20 protein-coding genes and 1 riboswitch are annotated in these 24,439 nt (G+C 70.8%); of the genes, 10 read left to right on the top strand and 10 right to left on the bottom strand.

Annotated features, from left to right (window positions below):
• Nucleotides 1–227: 227 nt before the first annotated feature.
• The gene (locus HNR23_RS05395) at nt 228–2,024 is read right to left on the bottom strand and encodes an ABC-ATPase domain-containing protein (RefSeq protein WP_184074092.1); all 1,797 of its coding nucleotides are present in this window, start codon (nt 2,022–2,024) and stop codon (nt 228–230) included.
• A gap of 459 nt (nt 2,025–2,483) precedes the next feature.
• On the opposite strand from HNR23_RS05395, the gene HNR23_RS05390 reads away from it, so the two are divergent.
• Nucleotides 2,484–3,788 (top strand): potassium transporter TrkG, encoded by a 1,305-nt coding sequence (locus tag HNR23_RS05390; RefSeq protein WP_184079937.1) that lies wholly within the window; start codon nt 2,484–2,486, stop codon nt 3,786–3,788.
• 12 nt (nt 3,789–3,800) lie between these two features.
• On the opposite strand, the gene HNR23_RS05385 is transcribed toward HNR23_RS05390, so the two are convergent.
• Together HNR23_RS05385 and HNR23_RS05380 are read right to left on the bottom strand one after the other, a co-directional pair.
• Nucleotides 3,801–4,094: a DUF397 domain-containing protein gene (locus tag HNR23_RS05385; protein WP_184079938.1), complete on the bottom strand. Its 294-nt coding sequence runs from the start codon at nt 4,092–4,094 to the stop codon at nt 3,801–3,803.
• Nucleotides 4,087–4,953, bottom strand: coding sequence for a helix-turn-helix domain-containing protein (locus tag HNR23_RS05380; protein WP_184074090.1), 867 nt, complete (start codon nt 4,951–4,953; stop codon nt 4,087–4,089). Before HNR23_RS05380 ends, HNR23_RS05385 begins: the two co-directional genes overlap by 8 nt.
• Before the next feature lie 150 nt (nt 4,954–5,103).
• On the opposite strand from HNR23_RS05380, the gene HNR23_RS05375 reads away from it, so the two are divergent.
• A complete protein-coding gene (locus HNR23_RS05375) occupies nt 5,104–5,529 on the top strand; it encodes an ATP-binding protein (protein ID WP_184074088.1) in 426 nt (141 codons plus the stop codon).
• A gap of 322 nt (nt 5,530–5,851) precedes the next feature.
• Here the strand turns inward: HNR23_RS05375 and HNR23_RS05370 are convergent, their stop codons facing one another.
• Entirely contained in the window at nt 5,852–7,222 is a 1,371-nt protein-coding gene (locus HNR23_RS05370) for a sporulation protein (protein WP_184074086.1), read from the bottom strand.
• Between the two features lie 177 nt (nt 7,223–7,399).
• Here HNR23_RS05370 and HNR23_RS05365 point away from each other — a divergent pair, with 177 nt between their 5' ends.
• The 4 genes from HNR23_RS05365 to HNR23_RS05350 are packed head-to-tail and all read left to right on the top strand — an operon-like array spanning nt 7,400 to nt 11,408.
• Nucleotides 7,400–9,163, top strand: coding sequence for an asparagine synthetase B family protein (locus tag HNR23_RS05365; protein WP_184074084.1), 1,764 nt, complete (start codon nt 7,400–7,402; stop codon nt 9,161–9,163).
• Between the two features lie 45 nt (nt 9,164–9,208).
• Nucleotides 9,209–9,619 carry an NUDIX domain-containing protein gene (locus tag HNR23_RS05360; RefSeq protein WP_184074082.1) on the top strand — a complete coding sequence of 137 codons (411 nt, stop codon included), beginning with the start codon at nt 9,209–9,211 and terminating at the stop codon, nt 9,617–9,619.
• Nucleotides 9,620–9,667: 48 nt separating this feature from the next.
• Entirely contained in the window at nt 9,668–10,999 is a 1,332-nt protein-coding gene (locus HNR23_RS05355; protein ID WP_184074079.1) for a UDP-glucose dehydrogenase family protein, read from the top strand.
• The gene (locus HNR23_RS05350; protein WP_184074078.1) at nt 10,986–11,408 is read left to right on the top strand and encodes a hypothetical protein; all 423 of its coding nucleotides are present in this window, start codon (nt 10,986–10,988) and stop codon (nt 11,406–11,408) included. Before HNR23_RS05355 ends, HNR23_RS05350 begins: the two co-directional genes overlap by 14 nt.
• A 137-nt stretch (nt 11,409–11,545) precedes the next feature.
• On the opposite strand, the gene HNR23_RS05345 is transcribed toward HNR23_RS05350, so the two are convergent.
• The gene (locus HNR23_RS05345) at nt 11,546–13,141 is read right to left on the bottom strand and encodes a sodium/proline symporter (RefSeq protein ID WP_246421602.1); all 1,596 of its coding nucleotides are present in this window, start codon (nt 13,139–13,141) and stop codon (nt 11,546–11,548) included.
• A gap of 841 nt (nt 13,142–13,982) precedes the next feature.
• On the opposite strand from HNR23_RS05345, the gene HNR23_RS05340 reads away from it, so the two are divergent.
• Nucleotides 13,983–14,879: a hypothetical protein gene (locus HNR23_RS05340; protein WP_184074076.1), complete on the top strand. Its 897-nt coding sequence runs from the start codon at nt 13,983–13,985 to the stop codon at nt 14,877–14,879.
• A 120-nt stretch (nt 14,880–14,999) separates the two neighbouring features.
• Here HNR23_RS05340 and HNR23_RS05335 read toward each other — a convergent pair whose 3' ends face one another.
• Complete coding sequence (locus HNR23_RS05335; RefSeq protein WP_184074074.1) at nt 15,000–15,458, bottom strand: nuclear transport factor 2 family protein; 459 nt, start codon at nt 15,456–15,458, stop codon at nt 15,000–15,002.
• Between the two features lie 139 nt (nt 15,459–15,597).
• Here HNR23_RS05335 and HNR23_RS05330 point away from each other — a divergent pair, with 139 nt between their 5' ends.
• Nucleotides 15,598–16,212 (top strand): TetR family transcriptional regulator, encoded by a 615-nt coding sequence (locus HNR23_RS05330; RefSeq protein ID WP_184079935.1) that lies wholly within the window; start codon nt 15,598–15,600, stop codon nt 16,210–16,212.
• Here HNR23_RS05330 and HNR23_RS05325 read toward each other — a convergent pair.
• A complete protein-coding gene (locus HNR23_RS05325; protein WP_184074072.1) occupies nt 16,188–16,577 on the bottom strand; it encodes a VOC family protein in 390 nt (129 codons plus the stop codon). The genes HNR23_RS05330 and HNR23_RS05325 overlap by 25 nt on opposite strands.
• A gap of 417 nt (nt 16,578–16,994) precedes the next feature.
• Complete coding sequence (locus tag HNR23_RS05320; RefSeq protein WP_343070430.1) at nt 16,995–19,784, bottom strand: helix-turn-helix transcriptional regulator; 2,790 nt, start codon at nt 19,782–19,784, stop codon at nt 16,995–16,997.
• 121 nt (nt 19,785–19,905) lie between these two features.
• Between HNR23_RS05320 and HNR23_RS05315 the strand changes: the two genes are divergently transcribed.
• Nucleotides 19,906–20,589 (top strand): esterase/lipase family protein, encoded by a 684-nt coding sequence (locus HNR23_RS05315; protein ID WP_184074070.1) that lies wholly within the window; start codon nt 19,906–19,908, stop codon nt 20,587–20,589.
• 97 nt (nt 20,590–20,686) lie between these two features.
• Here the strand turns inward: HNR23_RS05315 and mgtE are convergent, their stop codons facing one another.
• Both mgtE and HNR23_RS05305 read right to left on the bottom strand, forming a co-directional pair.
• A complete protein-coding gene (gene mgtE / locus HNR23_RS05310; RefSeq protein ID WP_184074068.1) occupies nt 20,687–22,024 on the bottom strand; it encodes a magnesium transporter in 1,338 nt (445 codons plus the stop codon).
• A gap of 365 nt (nt 22,025–22,389) precedes the next feature.
• Nucleotides 22,390–22,561: riboswitch (M-box (ykoK) riboswitch) on the bottom strand.
• 193 nt (nt 22,562–22,754) lie between these two features.
• Entirely contained in the window at nt 22,755–23,204 is a 450-nt protein-coding gene (locus HNR23_RS05305; protein ID WP_184074065.1) for an Lrp/AsnC family transcriptional regulator, read from the bottom strand.
• A gap of 133 nt (nt 23,205–23,337) precedes the next feature.
• Here HNR23_RS05305 and pdhA point away from each other — a divergent pair, with 133 nt between their 5' ends.
• The gene (pdhA, locus tag HNR23_RS05300) at nt 23,338–24,435 is read left to right on the top strand and encodes a pyruvate dehydrogenase (acetyl-transferring) E1 component subunit alpha (RefSeq protein ID WP_184074063.1); all 1,098 of its coding nucleotides are present in this window, start codon (nt 23,338–23,340) and stop codon (nt 24,433–24,435) included.
• Nucleotides 24,436–24,439 lie beyond the last annotated feature (4 nt).

Genomic DNA, 24,439 nt, shown 5'->3' with positions numbered 1-24,439 from the left:
GGTCTCCATTCGCGAGTGAGCAGGGGCCGCCGGGCGGTGCCCGCGGGCGGGCCCGGCGTAGGGAGGAGCGGTCCCCGCGCGGCGGCCGACGGGTCGACGTACCAGGATAGCGACGCGGGGCGGCGGTCCCTGCCGGGGCCGTGGCGTGCGGGCGCTCCGTGGGTCCCTATTCGTAGCGAACACGGCCCGGCCGCGGCGCATTCCGGCACCGCGGCGGGTTCCCCGCCTCAGCCGCGGCCGACAGGGCGCTCCAGGCGGGCGACGCGCAGCGTCCGCAACCGGTTGAGCGCGGCGGCGACCTCGAATCGGCGGGGCCGGGCGTAGTCACCGGCGTAGCCGCGGCCGAGCGCGGTCACGCCGCCGGACGCGAGCCGCTCGTCGAGGGCGTCGAGAGCCTGGGCCAGGGTGCGCCCGGTATCGAGGAGTCCGTCTTCGGCGAGCAGGCGCATCGCCAGGCCCACGCCGATGACCTGGCCGGGGTCGACGAGCTGGGCGAGGCCGCGGACGTCGATGTCGTGTTCGCCGAAGGTGAGCACGTCCATGTCGCGGCGCTTGAGGCGGGCGCGGCCGCGGGCGGTCGCGTCGACCGAGCGCGGGTCGACCACCCGGTGGGCGGGGACGGTGAACTCGGCGTCGGTACGCTCGGCGGCCAGGCCGCGCGCCCGCTCGGTGACATCGGAAGGGCGGTAGCCGTCGAGCATGATGACGGTGTCGGCGACGTCGAAGTAGTCGCCGCTGCCGCCCATGACGAGCACCGTGGACACACCGTGCTCCCGGTGCAGGGGGCGGACCAGGTCGACGAAGGGCGTGAGGGGTTCACGGTCGCCGTGCACCAGGGCCTGCATCCGGGCGTCGCGGATCATCAGGTTGGTGGCGGTGGTGTCCTCGTCCACCAGCAGCGTGGCGGACCCGGCTTCCAGGGCCTCGGCGATGTTGGCGGCCTGGGAGGTGGAACCCGAGGCGTTGTCGGTGGAGAAGTCGCCGGTGTCGGCGCCGGTGGGCAGGTTGCGCACGAAGGAGGCGACGTCGGTGCGCTCGACCCGGCGGCCCTCCTCGGCGCGGATCTTCACGGCGTCGGGGCGGGTGGCGACGAGTTCGCGGCCGTCGCCGGGGATGTGGTCGTAGACGCCGCGCTCCAGGGCGTGCAGCAGGGTCGACTTGCCGTGGAAGCCGCCGCCGACGATGAGGGTGATGCCCTCGGGTACACCCATTCCCCGCACCTCGCCGCGGTGCGGGAGGCGGACGGTGACCCGGAGGCTGTCGGGGGAGGCGAAGGGGACGGCGTTTCCCTCCCCGTCCATGGGCAGGTCGCTGACGCCGCTGCGCCGCGGAAGCACCGAGCCGTCGGCGACGAAGGCGACGAGGCCGAGGTCGGGCAGCCGGTCGCGCAGGGCGGTGGTGTCCTCGACGGTGTCGGCGAAAGCGACGGCGGCGCGGGTGTCCAGCTCGGGCCAGCGCAGTGCGTCGACCAGGTCGGGGAGGCGGTCGCAGAGCTCGTGCTCGGCGGTGCGGCCGTCGATGCGCCGCCCGTGGCCGGGCAGCTCGATGCCCAGGCGGAGCCGGAGGTCGCCCTCCTCGATCTGCACGGAGGCGCGGTCGATGACCTCCTGGCCGCCGACGTCGATGCGCAGCCGGGAGCCCTTGAGCACGCGGTAGGCGCGGCGGGCCAGGAAGTCGGCGGTGGCGCGGCGGCGCACCGGCGAGCGCCACGCCGAATCGGGCAGTTCGGCGACGTCGGCGGGGATGAGCACGGAGACGCGGGAGGGCGGGGCGAAGGGGTCGGACTGCACCCGGTCGACGGTCAGCGTGAAGTCGCCGTAGTCCCAGTCGCCCTGGAGCGACTTGTAGCGGCCGTAGGAGGCGCCGGACATGTCGCGCAGCTCGGCGGCGAGGCGGGCGTCGTCGCGGCGGCCGTGGATCCGCGGCGGCTCGTTGCGGCCGGGCCGCCGTCCGCCGGTGCGGCCGCGGTGATCCGGGCGCCCTCCGTGGCCCCGCCCCTGGCCGCTGCCGTACCGTCCCGACATGGGTGGATCCCTCTTTCCTTCGAGTGGCTGTGTGCACGTCTGGCTGTGTGCACGTCCCGACGAAGGATGCTATGCGCCCGGCGCCGCCGCGCGCGGCCGGTCCACCGGGCGGCGCGGGGTGTTTCGGCTCACCGCCGGTGTAGGGGGAGGTCGCCGGTGGGACACGCCCGTGGGCCGTGGCGGTGCGCCGCCGCAAGGCCGGTCATGCTTTAGTTTGGCAAAGCCATGCCCGATTTCCGACCGTGTGTCGGAACCGTGCGCCCCGCCGACCCGGCGGCCATCGGCGCGCCCGCTTCACGATCACGGAGGACCCGGTTGAGTCTGCGCAGCTCGTCCAGGGTCGGCTCCCGGTTCACACGGTCCAGCCGACTCGACCGGTTCCGTTCCCGAACCGGGGCCGCCGCGGCCCGGTACCGCCTCCGCGACCTGGCCGGGCTGAGGCGTCCGGCGACGCTCGTGGTGCTGGCGTTCGCCGCGATGGTCGCGTTCGGCACCGTGCTGCTCCTGCTCCCGGCGGCGACCGAGAGCGGGGAGTCCGCCGGGTTCGTGACGGCGCTGTTCACCTCGACCTCGGCGGTGTGCGTGACCGGGTTGATCGTCGTGGACACGCCGGTGTACTGGTCGACGTTCGGCGAGGTCGTGATCCTCGGACTGGTCCAGATCGGCGGGTTCGGCATCATGTCGCTGGCGACGGTGCTCACGCTGGTGGTCACGCGCCGGATCCGGCTGCGGATGCAGATCACCGCGGGGACCGAGACCAAGAGCGTGACGATCGGCGACGTCCGCCAGCTCGTGTCCGGGATCCTGCGGGTGACGCTGATCTTCGAGGCGGCGGTGTGCGCCGTCCTCACCCTGCGGCTGTGGGCCGGTTACGGCGAATCGATCGGGCACGCCGCCTACCTGGGGCTGTTCCACTCCGTCTCCGCCTTCAACAACGCCGGGTTCGCGCTGTACTCCGACAGCCTGCAGGGCTTCGCGACCGACCCGTGGATCACGGTCCCGGTGTCGGTGGCGGTCATCGCGGGCGGTCTCGGCTTCCCGGTCTGGGTGGAGCTGTGGCGCCACGCGCGCCGCCGCAAGGAGCCGCACAGCTGGACCCTGCACGCCAAGATCACGCTGGCCACCACGGGCGTGCTGCTGGCCGTGGGGTGGGTCGCCTTCGTGGTGCTGGAGTGGCGCAACCCGGCCACCATGGGCCCGCTCAGTGTCGGAGACAAGGTCCTCACCGGCTGGTTCCAGGCGGTCATGCCGCGCACGGCCGGCTTCGAATCGCTGCCCTTCGGGGAGATGAACACCCAGACGCTGCTGATGACCGACATGCTGATGTTCATCGGCGGCGGCAGCGCGGGCACGGCCGGCGGCATCAAGGTGACGACGTTCGCGCTGCTGGCCTTCGTCATCTACGCCAACGTCCGCGGCGAGGCGACCGTCCACGTCGGCAACCGCCGCCTGGCCGCGGGCGTCGCCCAGCAGGCCATCACGGTCGCCCTGCTCGCGATCGGCCTGGTCTTCTCCGCGACGATGGCGCTGATGGTCATCACGCCGTTCACGCTCGACGAGATCCTCTTCGAGACCACCTCGGCCTTCTCCACGGTCGGCCTGTCCACGGGCATCACCGGCGACCTGGGCACGATGGGCGAACTCATCATCATCGCCCTGATGTTCATCGGCCGCCTCGGCCCCATCACCCTCGCCTCGGCCCTGGCCCTCCGCCGCCACGTCCGCCGCTTCGAACTCCCCGAGGAGCGCCCGATCGTCGGTTAGGGGGAACAGGGACTACAGTCGGTCGCCCTTGGCGGCGTGGAGGAAGGCGTTCCATTCGCGAGCGGTGAAGGCGAGGTGTCCCGCGCCCGGGTACTTCGAGTCGCGCATTGCGCGGTGCCCCGGGAAAGCAGCCACCTCGACACACTCGCCGGTCGGCTGGCTGTAACTGGAGGTGCGCCACTGTGCCTGCGACACGGACGAAGGCCGAGCCAGGTCGGCGACCTCGACGCACTGGCCACCCGTCCCACTGTGGCTAGATGTGCTCCAGTTCCCGAGCTGCACTCCCCGGCCCGCTTTGTTAGTCATCATTCACGTCCTTTGCCACTGCCATGATCCGCCCGGCCGAGTCCCGTCTTCCCAGCGCAGAAGCGATCAAATACTCCCATATATCTCGACATCGTTGCACGTCTGCATTGTCTTGTAGGTACAGGTCCCCGATGGGCGTTTCCATGTAGACCGCACTGCTCCCCTCCAGTTCAGGGGCTTCCATGATCATGAAGCTCCCAGCAGTCCCCGGGTGCATACCTGCGGAATACGGGACGACTTGAATGGTTACATTAGGGCGTTCTGCCATCTCTGCCAGATGTCGCAGCTGTGCCCGCATGGTCTCCTTACCGCCGACCTCGCGGTGGAGTGCCGCTTCGTCGAGGATGGCCCAGAAGTCCAGGGAACGCTCCGGTGCCAGAAGCCTCTGTCGTGCCATACGGACTTGAGCACGCTGTTCGATCGCCTCTGTGTCGAGGTGGAAGCCCGGGGCACTCATGGTGGCGCGCACATAGTCCGCAGTCTGCAACAGCCCTGGGATGATAAGCGGCTGCCACGTTCTGATCCGTTCAGCACCAGCTTCCATGCCGATGAAGTGGGAGTAGGTCTCTGAAAGGTCCTTCTTGTAGCTGTCCCACCACGCTCGCTGGCGAGCACCCTCGGCTAGTTGGAAGATCTCGCCCCGGGTCTCCTCATCATGGACGTCGTAGAGGTCCAGCAACGCGGTGAGATCTCTGCGCTTGACACGGCGAACCTTCCCCTTTTCCAGTCGCGCCACCGTTGTGCGATGGATTCCGACGCCATCAGCCACATCCGCAGGGGAAAGGCCTGCACTCTCCCGTAGCTCACGCAACCAACGCCCCAGGCGGAGTGAGTTCAGCGTGGGACTCTCAGTGATCATGCGCTCAGTCTCCCGGTGGCGCGAGCGGTTTTCAACAGATTCACTCAAAGTGGTTGCTCAGAGCTTTTGCTCAGTGCAGAGTGAGACCACACGCTCAGAGCGAGCGTCCGCGCACATTGCGTGTCACTACCCCCTGAGCAGGTGGTTTCCTTGACCGGTCAGCTCACCTACGTCCCCCCGCTCAGCATCAAGTGCGGCTGCTTCGAGGGCAGCGCCAGTGAGGTTCCCAACTGCCGCTCGTGGCTCCGTATGATCCTCTGCGACTACCCCGGCGACGTCCTCTGGGTCGCGGAGCTGTGTGTCACCGAGCTCGCGAGTAACGCCCTCGCGCACACCCGCTCCAGCTGGATCGGCGGGGTCGTGTGGGTGCGCGTCGAGTTCTACCCCTCGATGGTCCGCGTGGTCGTCCGCGACAACGGGTCGGAGAAGACGCCCACAGTCAAGGACACCGACTCCGACGCCCTCGGCGGGCGCGGGTTGGCTCTGGTGCGGTCATTGGCCAGCGGATTCGGCCACCGGGGCAACGTCCTCGGTCGCGAGGTCTGGTTCGACCTGGAAGGCACCCCCGAGACATGATCCCGGGAACGACGAAACCGCTCCGGCCCTGGGCTTAGCAGGGCCGGAGCGGCCGATCCGATTATCGCAGAGGCCGACTCAAAGCCGGGTTCCTTCCCCGAGGAAGGGGCGGGGAGGAACCCTGATCAGCCACACGGCGTGTTTCAAGCTCCGGGCTCCAGGCGGATGCGCAGCCAGTGCAGGGCCGCCTGCCCCTTGGCTCGCCGATGGGTTCGGAGGGAGGAGATACGGAGTCCTTCGCTAAGGCGGGTGAGGCGGCGTGCATGGGGGGCAACCGTCTCCACTCGCCCCCACACCCGGATGGTTTGCGTGTCTCGCGAGGTCAGGCTGGCACCCAGCGGTGCTCGCCGGGGTGGATTCGACGCAAGAGTTCCCCCACCTGCAGTTGGGCGCGCCACGGCGCGAGCCGTGTGGCGAGGTCGTCGAGGTAGTCCTGCGCGCGGCGGCTGGCGACTCGGGCGAGGACGTCCACGCTCTGGTGTGCCGCGGGCAGGGCAGCGTCCAGATCACCGGATTGGACGTGCGCTGAGGACACTACGGCCAACCGCAGCCCGAAGGAGCGGGCGAAGCGGTCGGTCGGCATCCGCGCCTGTCCGTTCCAACGCAACGCCGCCTCGGGCTGCCCCAGGTCACGGTGGATCTCCACCGCGTCCGCGGCCAACCGGGCGGGCGTGTAGAAGTCGATCCACGTCGGGTCGTCGCCGCTGCGGACACCAGCCGCCTCCAGTAGGCGCTCCGACATGGCCAGGGCGCGACCGGCCGCGCGAGGACGCAGCGCGCGGCCGTGGGCCCGCGCCTCGATGAGGTGAAGGAATGCTCGCACTCGTGGCGCAGAGCCGCGACGGGTGGCGGAGGTGGCGGCCTCGACCATGTCGAGAGCCTCGTCGTGGAAGCCGCGAAGGGAAGCCTGAAGGGCCATGCAGGACAGCACGTAGGCGCCGAGGCTGACGTCCCCGGCGGCGCGTGCCATGCGCAGGGCCTGGATCCACTGGCGCTGGGCGCGGGCGTGGTGGCCTGCGTCGAAGTCCGCCCACCCGGCCAGCCGGGCGAGGATGGCGGTGGCGGTGAACAGGTCCTTGCCCACCTCGTCGGTGTAGGTGCCGTTGAGCATGGGGGCGCACACATCGCGTAGGCAGACGGCGACCGCTGACACCCCGACGCTGGCGCCGCCGTAGCGGGAGTCGGTGTGGCGTGCCTGTTCGGCGAGATCGGCCAGTTCGGTGATGTCGGCGCGTCCGATGCGCCGACCGCCGTGGTGGGCGGCCGCTTCGTCGGCGTGCTGCGACATCCACCGCAGGGTCGGTGATCCGAACGCTGCGGTGCTGAAGGCGGCGTTGAGGAAGTGGCGGCGGTCCATGTGGCTCCAGAAGGTGCCCGCGGCCTGGATGGCGGCGGGCAGTGATCGGGGGAAGGCCAAACCCACATCTTCGTCGATGGGCTCGGTGCCGGCCAGGCCGATCTCAGCGAGTTCCACCCGGCGCCCGAGGCGTTCGGACAGGGCCGCGGCCAGCAGGCGCGGCGCGGGCGGGCGCGGCTTCATGCCCCGGCTGACCCAGTTCGCGATGGAGGTGTGGGTGTAGGCGGTGGGTGCGCCGGGTGGGGCGAGCTGGTTGATGCGGTGCGCGAGCGCTTTGTGGCTGGCGCCGGAGTGGCGGATGAGGTCGCGCAGCGCGGTGTTCGGGGGGTGGGCCATGGAGTCTCCTCCTGGGGGCGTGCACTGACCGTAGCCGGTGGGTGAGGGCGTGTGAACCCCGCACGTGATTCGTGTGCCCCCGCGTGAGCCCTCCCCCGCCGAGGTGCGCCGGGAGTTTGCTGGGAGGCGTGGCCGTCCGATCCAAGCAGGCCCGGCCATCCGCAAACGGGAGGTCTCATGTGCGCAATCGCCGGTCTCGCCGGCCCGGATGCCTCACTTCACGCCGAGACGGTCACGGCCATGGGGTGGGCCCAGCGCCACCGCGGCCCTGATGGCACCGGGCAGGCGTGTGCCGCCGACGGCCGCGCGGTGCTGGCGATGAGCATCCTCAAGGTCGTCGCGCCGGACGCCGCCGTCGGCCCCTACCGCGATGCGGCCTCCGGACTGATGCTGGCTCTCAACGGGGAGGTCTACAACTTCCGGTGCTTGGCGCGGCGGTGGGGTATCGAATTGGAGCAGCACGAGACGGATGCCCACCTGCTTCTGCGGGCCTGGAACAAGCACGGGCCGCACGCGTTGGAGGAGGCGGACGGGATGTTCGCGCTGGCTGTCTACGACCCCCGCCGCGGTGTGCTGTACCTGGCCCGCGACCGCTTCGGAGAGAAACCGCTGTACTGGCGCCTGGACGGCGGGCGGCTCGCCTTCGCCTCGGAGGTCTCCAGCCTCACAGGGTACGGGCCGGCCGCGCTGGTCTACCGGCCCGAGATGGGGGCGTTGGAGACACCGGTCGCGGCCGACACCCCCTATCAGGGCATACAGCTGCTGCCCCCTGGCGGCGTGCTGTGCTTCGACACCGCCAGCGGCTCGTTGTCACAGGGGCGGTGGTGGGATCTGGCGTCGACCTGCCCCGCCGAGCCGGCGTATCCGGCCGCGGTAGAGCGGGCGGTCGGCCTTTTGGAATCCGATGTGGCCGCGCGGCGCCATGGTGGCAGGGCGGCACTCCTGCTATCGGGAGGGCTGGACTCCGCCCTGCTGGCCTATCTCTTGCGGCCTCAGGTGTGCGTCACCGTTCGTTACCCCGGTGAACAGCGCCTGGATGAGTCGGCCACCGCCGCCCGCGTTGCACGGGCTGTCGGCGCCGAACTCCTCGTCGTCGAACCCTCAGCGCACGACCTGTGCCAGGAGCTCCCCCGCATTGTGGCGGCCCTGGACTACCCGGTCGGCAACGCCTCCCTGCTCAGCGAGCACATGGCCTACCGGGCGATCGCCGACCGCGGGATCCGCGTCGTCTACGGCGGACTGGGCCCCGACGAACTGCTCATGGGCTATGTCCGCCATGCGCTGGTGCTCTTCGGCGCCCGAGCCGTCCTCGCAGGCGGGCTGCACGCCTACCGGCCGCTGGCTTCCAAGCTCATGGGCCCGGCCACGCGGCCGCTTACAGGACCCGAGACCGCCGCGCGTCTGATCACCCGCGGCCCCGACCCCCATGGGCGGGTGCGCGCATTGGTCGCCGACTGCTTCGACCGGGCAGGCGGCGATGCCGCCCGCGCCCTGACCCTGGTGGACCTGGCCACGAGCTGGCGCCCACTCGTGGCCACCAGTGACAAGCTCGCCTCCGCCTTCTCGCTGGAGCGGCGCTCCCCGTACCTCGCCCGTGCCTTCGCCGAATGGTGTTACGCCCTCCCGGCCGACCACAAGATCCTCCGCCCCGCCACGGGCAAACGCGTCCTGCGCGACGCCGCCCGCGAACTCGGCGTCCCGGAGGAGGTGTGGGCCAACGGCGACAAACTGGGCTTCGCCTCACCAGTTCCCGCATGGCTGAACGGCCCGCTCGCGTCATGGGCCGAGCAGCAGGTCCATTCGGCGATCCCCGACGCCCCAGCCGCACTGCATCCCCTGCTCCAGGCAGGCCTGAAACCCGCCGACCGCTACGACCGCACCCGCATGCAGGCCGTCATCTACGCGCAGTGGCTCACCAGCGCCCGCGCAACGGCGGCCTGAGGTGTTCGCTCGCCACACGATCAGCGGGCGCTCTACCGTGGTCGGATGCGAACCGATCTGCCCCGCGGCGCAGTGGCCATCATCACCAACAGCAAGGGCGAGCTCCTGCTCCACCTGCGCGACGACATCCCGTCCATCGCCTGGCCCGGCCACTGGTCGGTGCTGGGCGGCGGATGCGACCCGGGCGAGCACCCCCGCCGGGCGATCGTACGCGAACTGCGCGAAGAGGCCGGGCTCACTATCACGCGCCTGGAAGAGCTCTGCGAAGTCTTCGACGAGCACGGCTCCGGGCAGCTCATCACCGTCTACGCCGCCAACTGGGACGGCGATGCCGCGCTCCTCCCGCTGTCCGAGGGGGCCAAGCTCAGCTGGGTCGCACCCGGCCAGCTCGACACACTGACCATCCCGCCCTTCATCCGCACAGCCATCGACCGCTACCTGGCCGCCCGCCCCTGACCCCTCTTCTCACGGGCGGGTAGCCCAGCCCCTGAGAGGAACGTGTCCATGCGTACAAGTGTCATCGGGTGCGGCTACCTCGGAGCCGTCCACGCTGCCTGCACAGCCGAACTGGGCCACGATGTCATCGGCCTCGACGTCGATCCCGACCTCGTCGACGCCCTTACACGGGGGCGAGCCCCGTTGTACGAACCCGGACTCGACGACCTTTTCCGCCGTAACCTGGCCGGCCGCCGCCTGCGGTTCACCACCTCCTACGACGAGGTCGCCGAGTTCGCCGACGTCCACTTCGTCTGCGTGGGCACCCCCCAGCGCGCCGACTCCAACGCCGCCGACCTCACCTACCTGGACGCGGCCATCGACGCGCTGGGCCCCCGGCTGACCCGCCCGGCGGTGGTCATCGGCAAGTCGACCGTGCCGGTGGGCACCGCCGCCTGCGCGGCGGCGCGGCTGCAGACCCTGGCCCCGGCCGGGCGCGACGTCGAGCTGGGGTGGAGCCCGGAGTTCCTGCGCGAGGGCTTCGGCGTGGAGGACACCCTGCGCCCCGACCGGATCGTCATCGGCACCGACTCCCCCCGGGTCGAGGAGGCCATGCGGGAGGTCTCCGCCGCGCAGATCGAGCAGAAGATCCCGTTCCTGGTCACCGACCTGCAGACCGCCGAGCTGGTGAAGGTCGCCGCCAACGCGTTCCTCGCCACCAAGATCTCCTTCATCAACGCGATCGCCGGTATGTGCGAGCAGGTCGGCGCGAACGTGCACACCGCCGCCGAGGCACTGGGACACGACCAGCGCATCGGTTCTCAGGGCTTGGCGCCGGGGCTCGGATACGGCGGGGGCTGCCTGCCCAAGGACGTGCGCGCGCTCATCGCGTCGTCCAGTGAAACCGGTGCCTATCAGCTCGCCCACCTTCTGCAGGGTGTGGAATCGGTTAACGAGGAACGCCGCGAGTCCGTCTGCCGGGCCGCGCGCCACCTGTGCGGGTCGGTTCGGGGCTCCCGTGTGGCCGTGTGGGGGGCGGCGTTCAAGGCCGGTACGGACGATGTGCGCGACTCCCCGGCTCTGGATGTCGCATCCCGCCTCGTCGGTGAAGGTGCCGAGGTCGTCGTCTACGATCCTCAGGCGATGGACAATGCCCGCAAGGCCCACCCTGACCTCGTGTACGCGCCCAGTGCCCTGGACGCCGTCGTGGGCGCGGACGTCCTTCTCCACCTCACCGGCTGGCCGGAATTCACCGAGATCGACCCGGGCCAGCTGCGAACCGCCATTCGCCACGCTCGGCTGGTGGACGCTCGGGGCGGGCTGGACGTGGGCGCATGGCAGGCGTCAGGCTGGGAGGTCGCAGCTCTCGGCGGCAAGCTCACCCCCGGTGGACGTCGGTGACTCCACGGTGGGCACGGCCGGGCGCGGCATCCGCCCGAAACCCGCCACCGCCGCCTATCTGGCCGAAGCCCTGGCCCGCCGGGCCCGACGCCCGATCACGCCGACCGATCTGGGACTAGGCTCGCCCGCAGACACCCCCGCCGCCACTGGCGACCTGGTGGGCGACCTCGCCCACCTCGGGAGGATGGACGTGGACCGACACGGATTCCTCACCGCCGCCTTCTCGTTGCCCGCTGCCATGGCGGTACCCGGCTCGGCCCCACTGTCCGAGCGTGCCGAGTCCGCCCTGCGGGGCGGGGCGGTGGGCAACGCCGAGGTCGACACCGTCCGCGACGTCGTCCGCGCAGACGAGCGCCTCGGAGGAGGAGTCGGCCGCTCGGCGGTCGTGGAATACCTCAGCAAGGCGTGAACTCGGCCCGCGCCCGTGCAGCGGTGGCCGACATCCGCGCGACGCTGTCTCCGTTCCGCCGCCGGGGAATCAATGAGGCCGCCGAGATCGACGCGATGGCGGCCCGCTGGCAGCAAGTCGCATAGGGATCCCACCGACTACGGGCAGGTCCCGTCTTGGTTTCCGGAGGCGGGCCGCCGGTCGGATTCCGGGCGCATGTCGGCCATGAGGGAGTCGGTGTCGTCCGGTTTGCGGGTGACGAGGCTGACGAGCCAGGTGGCGAGAGTGGAGGCGATGAAACCCGGGATCAGTTCGTACATGTGGGCGCTGAGCGTGTAGTACCACGTCACCGTGGTGACCGTGCCGGTGATGACGCCTGCCGCGGCCCCCGCCGCGGTGGTGCCCTTCCAGAAGAGGGAGAGCAGGAGGGGAGGGCCGAACGCGGCGCCGAGGCCGGCCCAGGTGAACAGGACGAGCCAGAAGACGACGTCGTCGATGCCGGGAACGTGGAGCAGGCCGACCGCGAGCAGGCACATGGCGAGGACCACCCAGCGGCTGACGCGGACGGCGGTGGCCTCCTCCAGCCTGCGGCCTCCGCGGATGAGCCCCAGGTAGATGTCGCGGACCACCGCCGAGGCGCCGACGAGGAGTTGGGAGTCGGCGGTGGACATGATGGCCGCGAAGACCGCCGCCACGAGCAGGCCGGCGACGAACGCGGGCAGGTACTCCGCGGCGAGGAACGGGAAGAGCTGCTCGCTGTCGGCTCCGGGCAGCGCTTCCACGTCGCCGTAGACCGCCCGTCCGACCAGGCCCACCGATACCGCGCCCCACCCCATGAGGACGTTCCACACGGTTCCCCAGGCGGCGGCGCCGCGCAGACGGCGGGGGTCGTCGATGGACATGTACCGGATGATGATGTGCGGGTTGCCGGGTGACCCGAGGCCGATCGCGAGCGCGCCGACCAGCGCGCCGATGCCCAGGGAGAACGGGTCGAGCAGCGACGGGTCCAGCGCGCGCAGGGTGGCCACCATGGGGGTCCAGCCGATGCTCGCCATGGCGATGACCGGCAGCACCACCAGCCCGAAGAGCATGAAGACGGCCTGCACGACGTCGCTGAGCGCCACCGCGGCGTACCCGCCCACGACCGTGTAGAACAGCACGATGCCCGCGGTGATCCACACGCCCGTCGCGGTCGGCAGCCCGAAGGTGCCGGCGAAGGCCTTTCCTCCGGCGGTGAACTGCGCGGACACGTAGGCGATCATGAAGACCGCGATGACCGCGGCGATGAGCGCCCGCAGCCCCCGTCCGCCGCCGAGGCGACTGACGAAGTAGTCGGTCAGGGTGATGTCGCCCCGCCTGCCGGTGAACCGCCGCAGCCGGGGCGCGGCGAACAGGAACAGGAAGAGCTCCATCAGCGTGTAGCCGACGACCGACCAGACGGCCGAGGCCCCCGTCATGAAGGCCAGCCCCGTCAGGCCGAGGAGCAGCCAGGCGCTGCGGCCGGAGGTGACCGCGCTCAGCGCGACGACGACCTGCTTCATCGCGCGCCCGCCGAGGAAGAATCCGGCCGCCGACCCCGAGGCGACGCGGGTGGCGTAAACGGCGATGCCGATGACCAGGACGAGGTAGAGGGTGAAGGAGGCAAGGAGGGCGGCGTCGGGTTCCACGGCGGCCTGGGCGGCCGCGTGGGCCGGGGGGAGGTCGCCCGCCATCGCACCGGCCGCGAATGCACCCATCGCGTCCACCGGCATCATCTCGACTCCCTTCGCGGGAGCCGGCGGGGATCGGCGGTCCGGTCGTTTCCGCGGGCGGCGGTGTGTTCCACGATGGCGGGGGCGTGGATCGGGGGTGCGGGGACATGTGGAGAAGCGGATCGCGCGCGGGTCATGGCCACCTTTGTTTCCGGTCGGGGGGTGTCCGGCGGGGTGTGGGGAAATCCCGTAACCGCGTTGTTCCAGAAGGGTACTCCGGCGCGGTACGAGGTCCGGGAAGTGCGCCGGGTGGTATGGTTCCGTGGCTGGTCAGGGCGGTGGTGTGCACCGCACGGGCGTTCCTGGGGGGCATGGTCGAATGTGCGCGGAACCCGCCGTCCGCGCATTGCGGGGGCGGACCGCCGCCTTGCCGGTGACCAATCCATGGGACGTCCACGTCGACCGGTCGTTCTCCCTACCCGCGGGTTTTCCTGAGGTTAGGCTGACCAATCCCGACGCACGGCTCCGCCTCTTTTTTCTAACCCTTGGATAACCACTGCTTCATCAGAGGCGACCGCATCGCCGGGTTATGGCGAATCAACCCATCAGAATACCGATGCCCGAAAGCTCCGAATCTCCTTAGCGACACCGCAGTGGCAGCGCGGCACGCCGCGCGAAACGCCACCCACGACTACACGGAGAATTCACTTGGAAACGAAGAGTGACATACATGACGCGCGCGGATACCCCACGGACGGGAGCGGAGAATGCCGCGGCCCGTCCGGAATCCCACCCGGCGAACGTGAGGCAGATCGCTGTTCACTCATTGATCCGACTAGGGGTGTCCCCTATTAGCCTCCTCTCAGGCATGATTGCCTCTAAAGAGGAAAAAGGAAGTCTCGCCATGGCCGAACAGACCTACCCCTCACCGCCCCCCTCGCTGAGCATCCGCAGGGCGGGCGTGACCATCCGGCTCACCCCGGAAGCCCTGGTCTGGGAGGACGCGGTCACGGTGAGCCACATTCCCTACACGGCCATCACCGACGCGGAGGCCGACCCCTTCCCAGCCTACGCCAGTAGCCTGAGAGTCACCGTTCGTGACACCGGGACCGGCCATCCGTCCGTCTACGAACTGCTGTGCTCACCCCGCGACGCCACCGCCTTCGCCACGGCCATCACCGCCCAGATCCCCCGGAACGGAGACGCCCCCGCGGCCTCCGCCCGGTCTGCCGTCACCGTCTCGCCCCGCCCCGACGAGCCCCCGCTCCTCGAACGATGCGAACCCCAGGAACTCGCAACACGCGTCCTGCTGATGCTGTTCACCCTCAATTCCCTGGGTCTCATCATCTTCGGTGAATGGTTCTGGGCACTGATGTCCTGGTGCGGATTCATCGGCTGGTACGCGGCAGGCGCCCTTCTCACTCTCTCCGTGAACGGAATTCGCAGCGCGTGGCTGGTGCTGACGAAAGGCGTCCGGATGGAGGCTCGCTACAGCCACACCGAAACCCGGCGCGACGCCGAGGGGAATTCCACCACCTACCAGATCTACACATTCACCGATCCGGACGGATCCGCGCGCGAGTACACCCATATTCCGGGGGACTCCGACCACGCGGCGCCGAAAAAGACCCGGACCATCCGCTACGTTCCCAGCGAACTCCACCCCCGCGATATTTCGTCGACGTTCGAGGTCGTGCTGGCATTCGCGACGACGCCCTTGCTCATCGCCGCCGCGATCTTCGCCGGGGCCATCGGATTCGTGAACATGCCCGGCCGTCTCTTCCTCCTCATCATCGGCTGACCCCCGAAGGACCGATCCCGCGCGACGGCCCCCGTGCGCGACACGCGGAATCGGTGGCGGCGCCGCCCCGGCGAACGGCCCGGCGCCCCCGCCCTTGGGGCGTGGATCGTGGATCGTGTCCTAGCGGAGCGGCAGCGCGTTCCCGTACTCCTCGTCCGGACGAGGACCCAGGATGCGGCGCTCCTCGGGGTGGATGGGGACGTCGTTGATGCTCGCCTCGCGGCGGCTCATCAGGCCGTGCCCGTCGAACTGCCACAGTTCGTTGCCGTAGCTCCGCCAGGTGCGTCCCGCCACGTCGTTCCACTCGTACTGGAACCGGACCGAGATCCGGTTTCCGCCGAAGCTCCACAGCTCCTTGCGCAGCGCGTAGTCGAGTTCCTGCTTCCACTTCCGCGCCAGGAAGTCGATGATCGCGGCACGGCCGACGATGAAGTCGTCGCGGTTCCGCCACACGCAGTCGGGCGTGTAGGCGAGGGCCACGCGGTCGGGCTCCCGGGTGTTCCACGCGTCCTCGGCGGCCTGGACCTTGCGTCGAGCCGACTCCTCGTCGAAGGGGGGAAGCGGCGGACGTGCGGTCATGTGGTCCACCTCCGGGTCGGATCCGTCGACCGTCGCACGCGTCGACAGGCTGCGGAGAACGGTCGTTCTCCTTCGCTTATGTACCCTAGAGAACGACCGTTCTCGCGCGCAAGTACCTCCGATCGGAAAGTTGGCCGACGTGAACCTGGCCGAGGCTCGGGACCGTGTCCTGGATGCGGCCGGACGGCTGTTCTACCGCAACGGCATCCAGGCCGTCGGCATGGACGCCATCCGCGGCGAGGCCGGGATCTCCCTCAAACGCCTCTACCAGTGCTATCCGGGCAAGGAAGACCTGGTCATCCACTACCTCGCACGGCGCGACCTGCACTGGCGCCGCGACCTCACGGCGTTCGTCGAGGCGGCCGACACCGGCGGGCCGCGCGCTCTGGCCGTCTTCGACTTCCTGGGCGAGTGGTTCGACACCGACGACTTCCGCGGCTGCGCCTTCATCAACGCCTTCGGCGAGCTCTCCGCCCGATCGGAGCGGATCGCGCAGGCGACCTACACCCACAAGCGCATGCTCCACGACGACCTCACGGACTTCCTGGAGCTCGACGGCATCGCCGCCGCGGAGAACCACGCCGCCCGACTCCTGCTGCTCGTCGACGGCTCGATCGTCGGCGCGGCGACCGGCAGCAACCCCGACGCCGCCGGGGACGCCCGGGCCGCCGCCGCCGTGCTGCTGGCCGACGCGCCGCGGGCCGCCCCCGGGCGAGCGGCGACGGCCGATCAGTCCTCCGCGCCGCTGCCGTAGGGCCGGGTGATCAGTTCCAGGAAGTGGCCGTCGGGGTCCAGGAAGTAGACTCCGCGCCCGCCGTCGTCGGTGTTGATCTCACCGGGCCGCTCCTGCATCGGGTCGGCCCAGTAGTCCAGCCCCTTCTCCCGGATCCGGGCGAAGCCCGCGTCGAACTCGTCCTCGCCGACCAGGAAGGCGTAGTGCTGGGACGGGATCTCGCCGTCGACGTTCATGAAGTCGAGCGTCGCGGCGTTGTCCAGCTCGACGGCCATGAACGGACCGAACGGCTTGGCCGCCGGAAGGCCGAGGATCTCGGTCAGGAACCGCGCCGAGGCCTCCTTGTCCCGCGCCGCGACAATGGTGTGGTTCAGTTCGATCGCCATGTTCCGGCTCCCATCATCCGCATGGTCCGGGGGATATCCCCCGCTCGCCCCACGACGCTAAAACATCAACCAGGCTTGAGGTCAAGCGGTGCGCGCCCGCGCCCGCCGCTCATCCGAATGGCAGCCGATACTTCAGCCGCCCATAAGCGGGGTGAAAGTCCACGGTGGTCGGATGGGTCCGATGAGAATCGATGATGATCAGCGGGAAGGCGACGAACTCATGTGGCGGATCGCCCGGATGGTGGCGATCTCAATAGTCACCGATTCAACAACCGCGCTCATTCCGGTAATGGCGCGGTCAACGGACCAATGCCCGGGTAGCGGTATTTCTCGGGACCGGCCCCGGGCCGCGCGGAATGATCCCCGTATGCCGTAGATGTGTATGCCGGACTCTCCCGGTCCACATCATGCCGCCGCTCAGGTGAACATGCGGGCGAGTTCGACGCGGGAGCGGATTCCGAGCTTCGTGAACACATTGCGCAGGTGGTGGTCGACGGTGCGCGGGCTGAGGAACAGCTGGGCCGCGACCTCGCGGTTGGTCGCCCCCTCCGCGACGAACCGGGCGATCTGCAGCTGCTGCGGGCTCAGCGACTCCAGGGCGGGCCGTTCCCGGGTGCGGACCGACTCCCCCGATGCCCGAAGCTGCGCACGGGCCTGGTCCGCCCACGGCACGGCGTTGAGCCGTTCGAGCGTCTCCAGCGCACCGTGCAGGTACTCGCGTGCCCGGCGCACCCGGCGGGTGCGGCGCAGCATGTCGCCGAACAGCAGCTCGGTGCGGGCACGCTCGAAGTCGCAGTAGCCCCGCTGGTGCAGCGCGATCGCCTCCTCGAAATGCCCTTCCGCCGCCTTCCCCTGCGCGCGAAGCGCCCGGCATCGCGCGGCCAGCGCGCGGGCGCCGTCGCTGCCGGTCGCCTGCGCCCACCGGTCGAAGGAGCGCAGCGCCCGCTCCGCCCGACCCACGTCATCCGTCCGGATGGCGGCCTCCAGGTAGTGCGGGGCGCTGAGCAGCCGCAGCGCCGTGTGGCCGCGCCCCGGACCGGCCTTGGCCATGGCGCGCAGCCGGACCACCGCGTCGTTCATCCGGCCCATCCCCATGTCGAGGTGGGCGAGCGCCCAGGTCGCCAGCGCCCCCGTGACGCCGAGGTCGTGGGCCTCGGCGTGGCCCAGCGAGGCCGCGGCCTGGCTGCGGCACACGTCCTGCTCCCCCTGGATCGCCGCGACCATGGCGAGGGACGCCCGGTGGTGGCTCGCGCAGTTGCGCTGACCGGTCTCGTCGGCGAGCCGCAGACCTTCGGTGGCGTTGGCCGACACCAGGGGCAGCCGCCCGGTCCACAGTTCGGCATACGTCAGGAACTCCAGCGCGTGGGGCACGGCCGACACCGCCCCGGTCCGGCGGGCCACGGCCACGGCACGGGACAGCAGGTTGTGGGCGCGCAACGGGGCGCCCAGCAGCAGCGCGGAGATCCCGCCCCAGGTGAGTACCTCGGGGTCGTCGACGCCTTCGGAGGCGTGGACCGCGCGGCGCAGCGGTTCGATGCCCTCGGTGTAGCGCCCCCGGTACATCGCCGCCTTCCCGGCGACGTAGTCGAACATGATGCGCGCGTGCGGCGCCTCGTCCGGCCGACGCAGCGCCATCATCCGGTCGGCGGTCGCGCAGAACCGGTGGTGGTCTCCGGACAGGGCGCCGGCCTCCGCCGAGTGGAGCAGGGTGTGCAGGGCGAGGTCGCGGTGGTCGGGCAGCAGCCGCTCGGCCGCACTACCGAGCGCGGTGTGGGCATCGATGGCGATGCCGGTGCGGAGTTCGATGTGGCCGCGGAGGAGTTCGGTGCGGCCTCGGGCGCGGTCCAGCCCCGGGCCGTCGCCGAGTGCGCGCACGCGGTCGAGCAGGCTGCGCGCACGCCCGGGTCGGCCGGTGAGCCAGGCGTCTCGGGCCGCCTCGGTCAGCCGGTCGGCCTTGGCGGCGCCGTCCCGGGTGAGCTCGGCAGCGCGCTCGAAGAGCCGGGAGGAGGTGGCGTAGCCGCTGTGCCCCCGTTCCGCGACCGCGACCTGCTCCAGTTCGCGCCCGCACTCCTCGTCGTGGTGCGGGGCGGTGGCGGCGCGGTGCCAGGCTCCGCGCAGCGGGTCGCCGATCTCGTCGAAGACGCGCGCGAGCACGAGGTGGGCGGCACGGCGCCGGGCGAGCCCTGCGGTGTGGTAAGCGGCGGAGCGGACGAGGGGGTGGCGGAAGCCGATCGCGTCCTCGCCCACCCGGATCAGGTCGTCGGCCTCGGCGGGTTCGAGCGCGCCCAGGTCGGCGCCGACGTGCTCGGCGGCGCGCACCAGGGTCGGCGGCGCGAGCCCTTCGGCCGCCGCCATGAGCAGCAGGAGCGTGCGGGTCGCCTCGGGTAGCCGCCCGATGCGTCGGGCATACGTCCGCCCCAGGCGCCCGCCGGGATCGGGGACGCAGGGCAGGGGTTCGGTTCCGGCGAGCTGGTCGGAGGTGAGCGAGGCGACCAGTTCCACGGCGGCCAGCGGGTTGCCCTGGGCGAGGGCGGCCAGTTCGGTGCGCACGGCGTCGGCCGGGGGGTGGGGCGCGGCGTCGCCGAGGATGGCGTGGATGGCGTCGGCGTCGAGCCGGTCCAGGCGCAGGACGGGGACTCCGGCGGCCAGGCGCGTGTGGTCCTCCTCGGCGGCGCGCACCTCGCCGCGGGCGGCGACGAGGAGGCACATGCCCTCGGTCCCGGCGCGGCGGGCGGTGAAGGAGAGGGCGTCGAGGGAGGGGGTGTCGAGCCAGTGGGCGTCGTCGACGCGGACGAGCAGGGGGCGGTTCTGGGCGACTTCGGTGAGGAGGGAGAGGACGGCGACGGACAGGAGGAAGGGTTCGGGTGCTCCGGCGGCGGACTGGCCGAGGGCGGCGTCGAGGGCGTCGCGCTGGGCGTCGGGGAGCGCGGCGGACCGGCCGGTGACGGGGCGCAGCAGCCGGTGCAGGCCGGCGAAGGCGAGGTCGGTCTCGGCGGGGACGCCGCGTGCTTCCAGCGCGGTGAACTCGGGTGCGGCGGTGCGGGCGTCGTCGAGGAGGGAGGTCTTGCCGATGCCGGGTTCGCCGAGGACGAGCAGGGCGCCGCTGGTGCCCGTGCGGGCGTCCGCGAGGAGGCGGCGGACGGTGCTCCGCTCGCGGTCGCGGCCGTACAGCCGGGCCGGACATGTGATGGGGGACACATCTAGCACACCGCCGAAGTTACTCGTTGGTAAACCAACGGTCAATGCACCGGCGAAATTGCCGATGCGGTCGCAGGCACACATAGCGGACACTGCTTGAAAATTCCCCCACCACGGGAGTGGAGCGCAGATGCGTCGTCTTCTCACCCGCCTGGGCGCCGCCGCGGCCGCGGCGGCGCTGGCGTTCACCCTCGGCCCGCCCGCCGCCCAGGCCGCCCCGGCCGACCAACCCGACCCCGTCGTCTTCGTGCACGGCTTCGTCGGTAAGGGCTCGCAGTGGTCGTCCATGCGGCAGGACTTCCTGGACAACGGCTACCCCGCCGACCGGCTGCACGTCTTCACCTACGACTGGACCCAGAGCAACAGGTCCACCGCCGAGCAGCTCCACGACTACATCACCGGGGTGCGCGTCCGCACCGGCGCCACCCAGGTCGACGTGGTCACCCACTCCATGGGCGGGCTGTCCTCGCGCTGGTACATCAGGTACCTCGGCGGGGCCGACGTGGTCGACGACTGGGTCTCCATCGGCGGACCGAACAACGGGACCCGGGTCGCCGGGTTCTGCTCCACCCTGCTGACCTCCTGCCGGGAGATGAAGCGCGGGTCGGGCTTCCTCGGCGAACTCAACGACGGCGATCCCACCCCGCCCGGCGTGACCTACACGACCTTCCGGTCCCCCTGCGACCTGATCATCTCCCCGGTCGGCAGCACCCGCCTCGACGGCGCCACCAACCATCGGACCCGCTGCCTGGAGCACATCTCCATGATGTGGGACCCGGGCGTCATCAAGGCGGTGCGCGAGACGATCCGGTGACATACCGTCCGCACGGCTGAACGGCCGCCCCGGTGTCCGCGGTTTTCCGCCCGCTGGGGCTCGGGGACGGGCCGGACGCCAGGGGGCCGCCGCCTGCTCACCACAGCACCAGCTTGGCGATCTCGAAGTAGATGATCAGCCCGGTGCCGTCGACCAGCGTCGCGATGAACGGAGCCGACACCACCGCCGGGTCGATGCCGACGCGGCGCAGCACCAGCGGAAGAATCGAGGAGACGAGCGCCGACCACAGCACGATCGCCGCGACCGACAGCACCACCACCAGGGTGACCTGCGGCCCCACCCCCAACATCCAGGCGCGGATCATCGCGGCGCCGGCCATCGCCATCGAGATGAGCATGCCGGTGCCCATTTCCTTGCGAACGACCCGCCCCATGTCCCGCAGGGCCACCTCGCCGGTGGCCATCGCGCGGACGAGGGTGGTGGTGATCTGGGTACCGGTGTTGCCGCCGGTTCCGATCAGCAGCGGGATGAAGAAGGCGAGCGCGATGGCGGCTTCGAGCTCCTCCTCGAAGTGCCGCAGGACCGTGCCCGTGTACGCCTCAGCGGCGAACAGGACCAGCAGCCACAGGATCCGCTTGCGCCAGAGCTTCATCGGGGAGGCGTGCAGGTAGGGCACGTCCAGAGGGGCCGATCCGCCCTGGCGCTCGGCGTCCTCGGTGGCCTCCTCCTCCACGATCTCGGCGACGCTGTCGGCGGTGATGACACCGATGATCCGGCCGTCGTCCACCACCGGCAGGGCCGCGTGGTCGTGCGCGTTGAGCAGGCGGGCCGCCTCCTCGCGGTCCGCGTCGGCCGCGACCGTCACGACCCGGGTCCGCATCAGCTCGGCGACCGGGGCCGCGGCCGGGGCCAGCACGAGGGAGCGGAACGCGACGACGCCGAGCAGCTCTCCGCCGTCGCCCGTGACGTACAGCGTGAAGGCCACCGCGCCGTCGGCGGCGCTCTCCCGCACCCTCTCGATGGCCTCCCCCGCCGGGGTTTCGGCCGGCAGCGCGATGAACACCGGCGTCATGTGCGCCCCAGCGGTCGTCGGCGGGTGGGCCAGCACCGTCCGCAGCGGGGCCGCCCGGTCGCGTCCCATCCGTGCCAGTACCTCGACCACCAGCGGGGAAGGCATCTCGCGCAGGATCGCGGCGGCGCGGTCGGTACGGATGAGACCGAGGACGCCGACCGCGGTCGCCAGCGGCAGCCGGCCGAGGAAATCGGCGGCGGTGTGCCGGTCCACCGACTCCACCAGGCCGGCGGTGGCGGCCGGGCCGATGAGGTGGGCCAGCCGCCCGGCGCGCTCCTGGTCCAGGCCGGCCAGCTCCTCGCCCCGCTCGTGCGGGTCGGTGATGTCTCCGAACCAGCGCTCCAGCGCCTCGGGGCGGGGCTCGTCGAGGATCGTGCGCAGGGAGGTGCGAACGAGGTTCATGGTTTCTCCTCCGGAATTCGTGAGGGAAAGCGCAGGCACGCGGAAATAGCCGTTCGGCGTTCGAACGGAAGTGGCCCGGATGGACGACGTGTACATCGGGGAACGGCAACGCGGACCCCGCAGACAATCACGGCCTCACGGATGCGGGTATTCGAAGGCGGCATTACCGTGGGTCGTCGCGGACGGACTTCGCCCCGGCCTCATCGGCCATCACCTCCCCTGATCGCGCCCGGACCGGCCAGTGCGCCTCTGCGCCACGGACGGGTCGCCCGCGACGGCAGCCGCCACCGGGCGGTGAGGTGGGCCGGACGAACCGCATGCACCGCCAATTGCGGCCGCGGCCCTCGACCAGAGCGCGGGGATACGAAGAACCTCCACGTCAGAGCTTTGGCACTGCGTGACGTGATCCGGTCGCCCGGAAGCCACTTGGGGCCACCCCTTAAGCCGGGGAGGCCTGTCCTAACCCGGCGGCGTCTCTCGACACCGACGGACCAGTGGCCTGTGTTCACGCAGGAGCCTCACCGAACGAGGTGCTGCCCTGCCAGTCTGGCCCCGCCGGGCACTTTTCGTCAAACCGCATATTCGACCGGGCGGACGGCGGGAACGGTGACGAAGAACACCCCGCCGTTTCGCGACCCGCGGCCCTGGACGCGGCGCCGAGAAATCGAAAGGCCGGGAGAATCGACGTTCCGCAAATTCGGCGGCGAATTCTCCGCCCGGGCGACCGATCTCAGGGGTGGCGATTGATCGGCGGCTCGTCGAGGATGAACATCGTCTGGGTGTTGCGGACCTCCGGGATCCGCTGCAGGCGGTCGAGGACGAAGGTGCGCAGTGCGGCGGCGTCGGCCACCCTGACCAGCAGGAGGAGGTCGACGTCGCCCGACACCAGGGCGGCGTGGTCGACCTCGGGGATGTCGCGCAGGTAGTCGCGGAACTTCTCCCAGGAATGCTGTTCGATCCGCACCGAGACGTAGGCGGCCAGCCCGGTCCCGTATTTCTCGGGGTCGATGACGGCGGTGAATCCGCGGATCACCCCCTGGTCGCGCAGCCGGTCGAGCCGGGCATAGGCGTTGGCCCGGGAGATGTGCGCCTGCTGGGCGACGGCGCGGATGGACATCCGGCCGTCGGCGCGCAGCAGCTCGACGATGCGCCGGTCCACCGCGTCGAGTCGCACGGCCATGTGTCTCACCTCACACCGCGTCAGCGGAGATCATCCAGGACGTTCTGCGGCGCTGGGAACTCGCTTCGGCCATCCGTCCACGGTCGCGCGCACGATATGGACACTATGGGGTGATTCACTTCATATTCAAGACATGAAGCGCACCGATGGATCGGCCGGCTCGGCTCCACCACTCCCCTCCCAGGAGCCGATCCGACTTGTGGACCCCGGAGGGAACCGCGTCGGCGAGGGCCTCCACCCCACTCCCGAACCCGGCACCCTGCTGGCGCTGCTGCGGGCGATGATCATCGGACGGCGCTTCGACCGCCAGGCCGGCGCGCTGGCCCGCCAGGGCCGCCTCGCGGTCTACCCCTCCTCGCACGGCCAGGAGGCGTGCCAGGTGGGCGGCGTGCTGGCGCTGGCGGACGACGACTGGCTGTTCCCCACCTACCGCGACTGCGTCGCCCTGGTCACCCGCGGCGTCGACCCGGTGGAGGTGCTGACGCTGCTGCGCGGCGACTGGCACAGCGGGTACGACCCCGAGTCGCACCGCTGCGCGCCGCAGTGCACCCCGCTGGCCACCAACGCCTCACACGCCGTGGGACTGACCTATGCCGCGCGGCGCAAGGGCCGCGACACGGCAGCTCTGGTGCTCATGGGTGACGGCGCCACCAGCGAGGGCGACGCCCATGAGGCCTACAACTTCGCCGCGGTGTGGAACACCCCCGTGGTCTTCCTCATCCAGAACAACCGGTGGGCGATCAGCGTCCCGCTGGAGAAGCAGTCCGCCGCCCCGACCCTGGCGCACAAGGCGATCGGGTACGGGATGCGCGGCTACAACGTCGACGGCAACGACGCTGCGGCCGTCCACTCCGTGGTCTCCCAGGCGCTGGCCGAGGCCCGCGCCGGCGGCGGCCCGGCCATCGTCGAGGCGCAGACCTACCGGCTGGACCCGCACACCAACTCCGACGACCCGCAGCGCTACCGGGACGACGCCGAGGTGGAGTTCTGGCGGGCACGCGACCCGATCACCCGCCTGGAGGCGCTGCTGCGCGGCGAGGGGCGCCTCGACGACGCGGAGCTGGAGCGCGTCGGCGCCGAGGCCGAGCGGCTCGCCGCCGACGTGCGCGAGCGCCTGGACGGGGCGGACGGGCTCGATCCGGAGGACCTGTTCTCCCACGTCTACGCGACCGCCCCGGCGATGCTGCGGCGGCAGCGCCAGGAGCTGCTCGACGAGATGCGGAGGGGCTGAGCGA

The sequence above is a fragment of the Nocardiopsis mwathae genome (assembly GCF_014201195.1).
GTDB classification, from domain to species: Bacteria; Actinomycetota; Actinomycetes; order Streptosporangiales; family Streptosporangiaceae; genus Nocardiopsis_C; species Nocardiopsis_C mwathae.
This window is presented reverse-complemented; position numbering and strand designations above follow the sequence as displayed.

Coding starts and splice junctions, on each gene's coding strand:
- HNR23_RS05395 (WP_184074092.1), bottom strand. CDS start 2,024: ATGTCGGGACGGTACGGCAGCGGCCAGGGGCGGGGCCACGGAGGGCGC.
- HNR23_RS05385 (WP_184079938.1), bottom strand. CDS start 4,094: ATGACTAACAAAGCGGGCCGGGGAGTGCAGCTCGGGAACTGGAGCACA.
- HNR23_RS05380 (WP_184074090.1), bottom strand. CDS start 4,953: ATGATCACTGAGAGTCCCACGCTGAACTCACTCCGCCTGGGGCGTTGG.
- HNR23_RS05370 (WP_184074086.1), bottom strand. CDS start 7,222: ATGGCCCACCCCCCGAACACCGCGCTGCGCGACCTCATCCGCCACTCC.
- HNR23_RS05365 (WP_184074084.1), top strand. CDS start 7,400: ATGTGCGCAATCGCCGGTCTCGCCGGCCCGGATGCCTCACTTCACGCC.
- HNR23_RS05360 (WP_184074082.1), top strand. CDS start 9,209: ATGCGAACCGATCTGCCCCGCGGCGCAGTGGCCATCATCACCAACAGC.
- HNR23_RS05355 (WP_184074079.1), top strand. CDS start 9,668: ATGCGTACAAGTGTCATCGGGTGCGGCTACCTCGGAGCCGTCCACGCT.
- HNR23_RS05345 (WP_246421602.1), bottom strand. CDS start 13,141: ATGATGCCGGTGGACGCGATGGGTGCATTCGCGGCCGGTGCGATGGCG.
- HNR23_RS05340 (WP_184074076.1), top strand. CDS start 13,983: ATGGCCGAACAGACCTACCCCTCACCGCCCCCCTCGCTGAGCATCCGC.
- HNR23_RS05335 (WP_184074074.1), bottom strand. CDS start 15,458: ATGACCGCACGTCCGCCGCTTCCCCCCTTCGACGAGGAGTCGGCTCGA.
- HNR23_RS05325 (WP_184074072.1), bottom strand. CDS start 16,577: ATGGCGATCGAACTGAACCACACCATTGTCGCGGCGCGGGACAAGGAG.
- HNR23_RS05315 (WP_184074070.1), top strand. CDS start 19,906: ATGCGTCGTCTTCTCACCCGCCTGGGCGCCGCCGCGGCCGCGGCGGCG.
- mgtE (WP_184074068.1), bottom strand. CDS start 22,024: ATGAACCTCGTTCGCACCTCCCTGCGCACGATCCTCGACGAGCCCCGC.
- HNR23_RS05305 (WP_184074065.1), bottom strand. CDS start 23,204: ATGGCCGTGCGACTCGACGCGGTGGACCGGCGCATCGTCGAGCTGCTG.
- pdhA (WP_184074063.1), top strand. CDS start 23,338: ATGAAGCGCACCGATGGATCGGCCGGCTCGGCTCCACCACTCCCCTCC.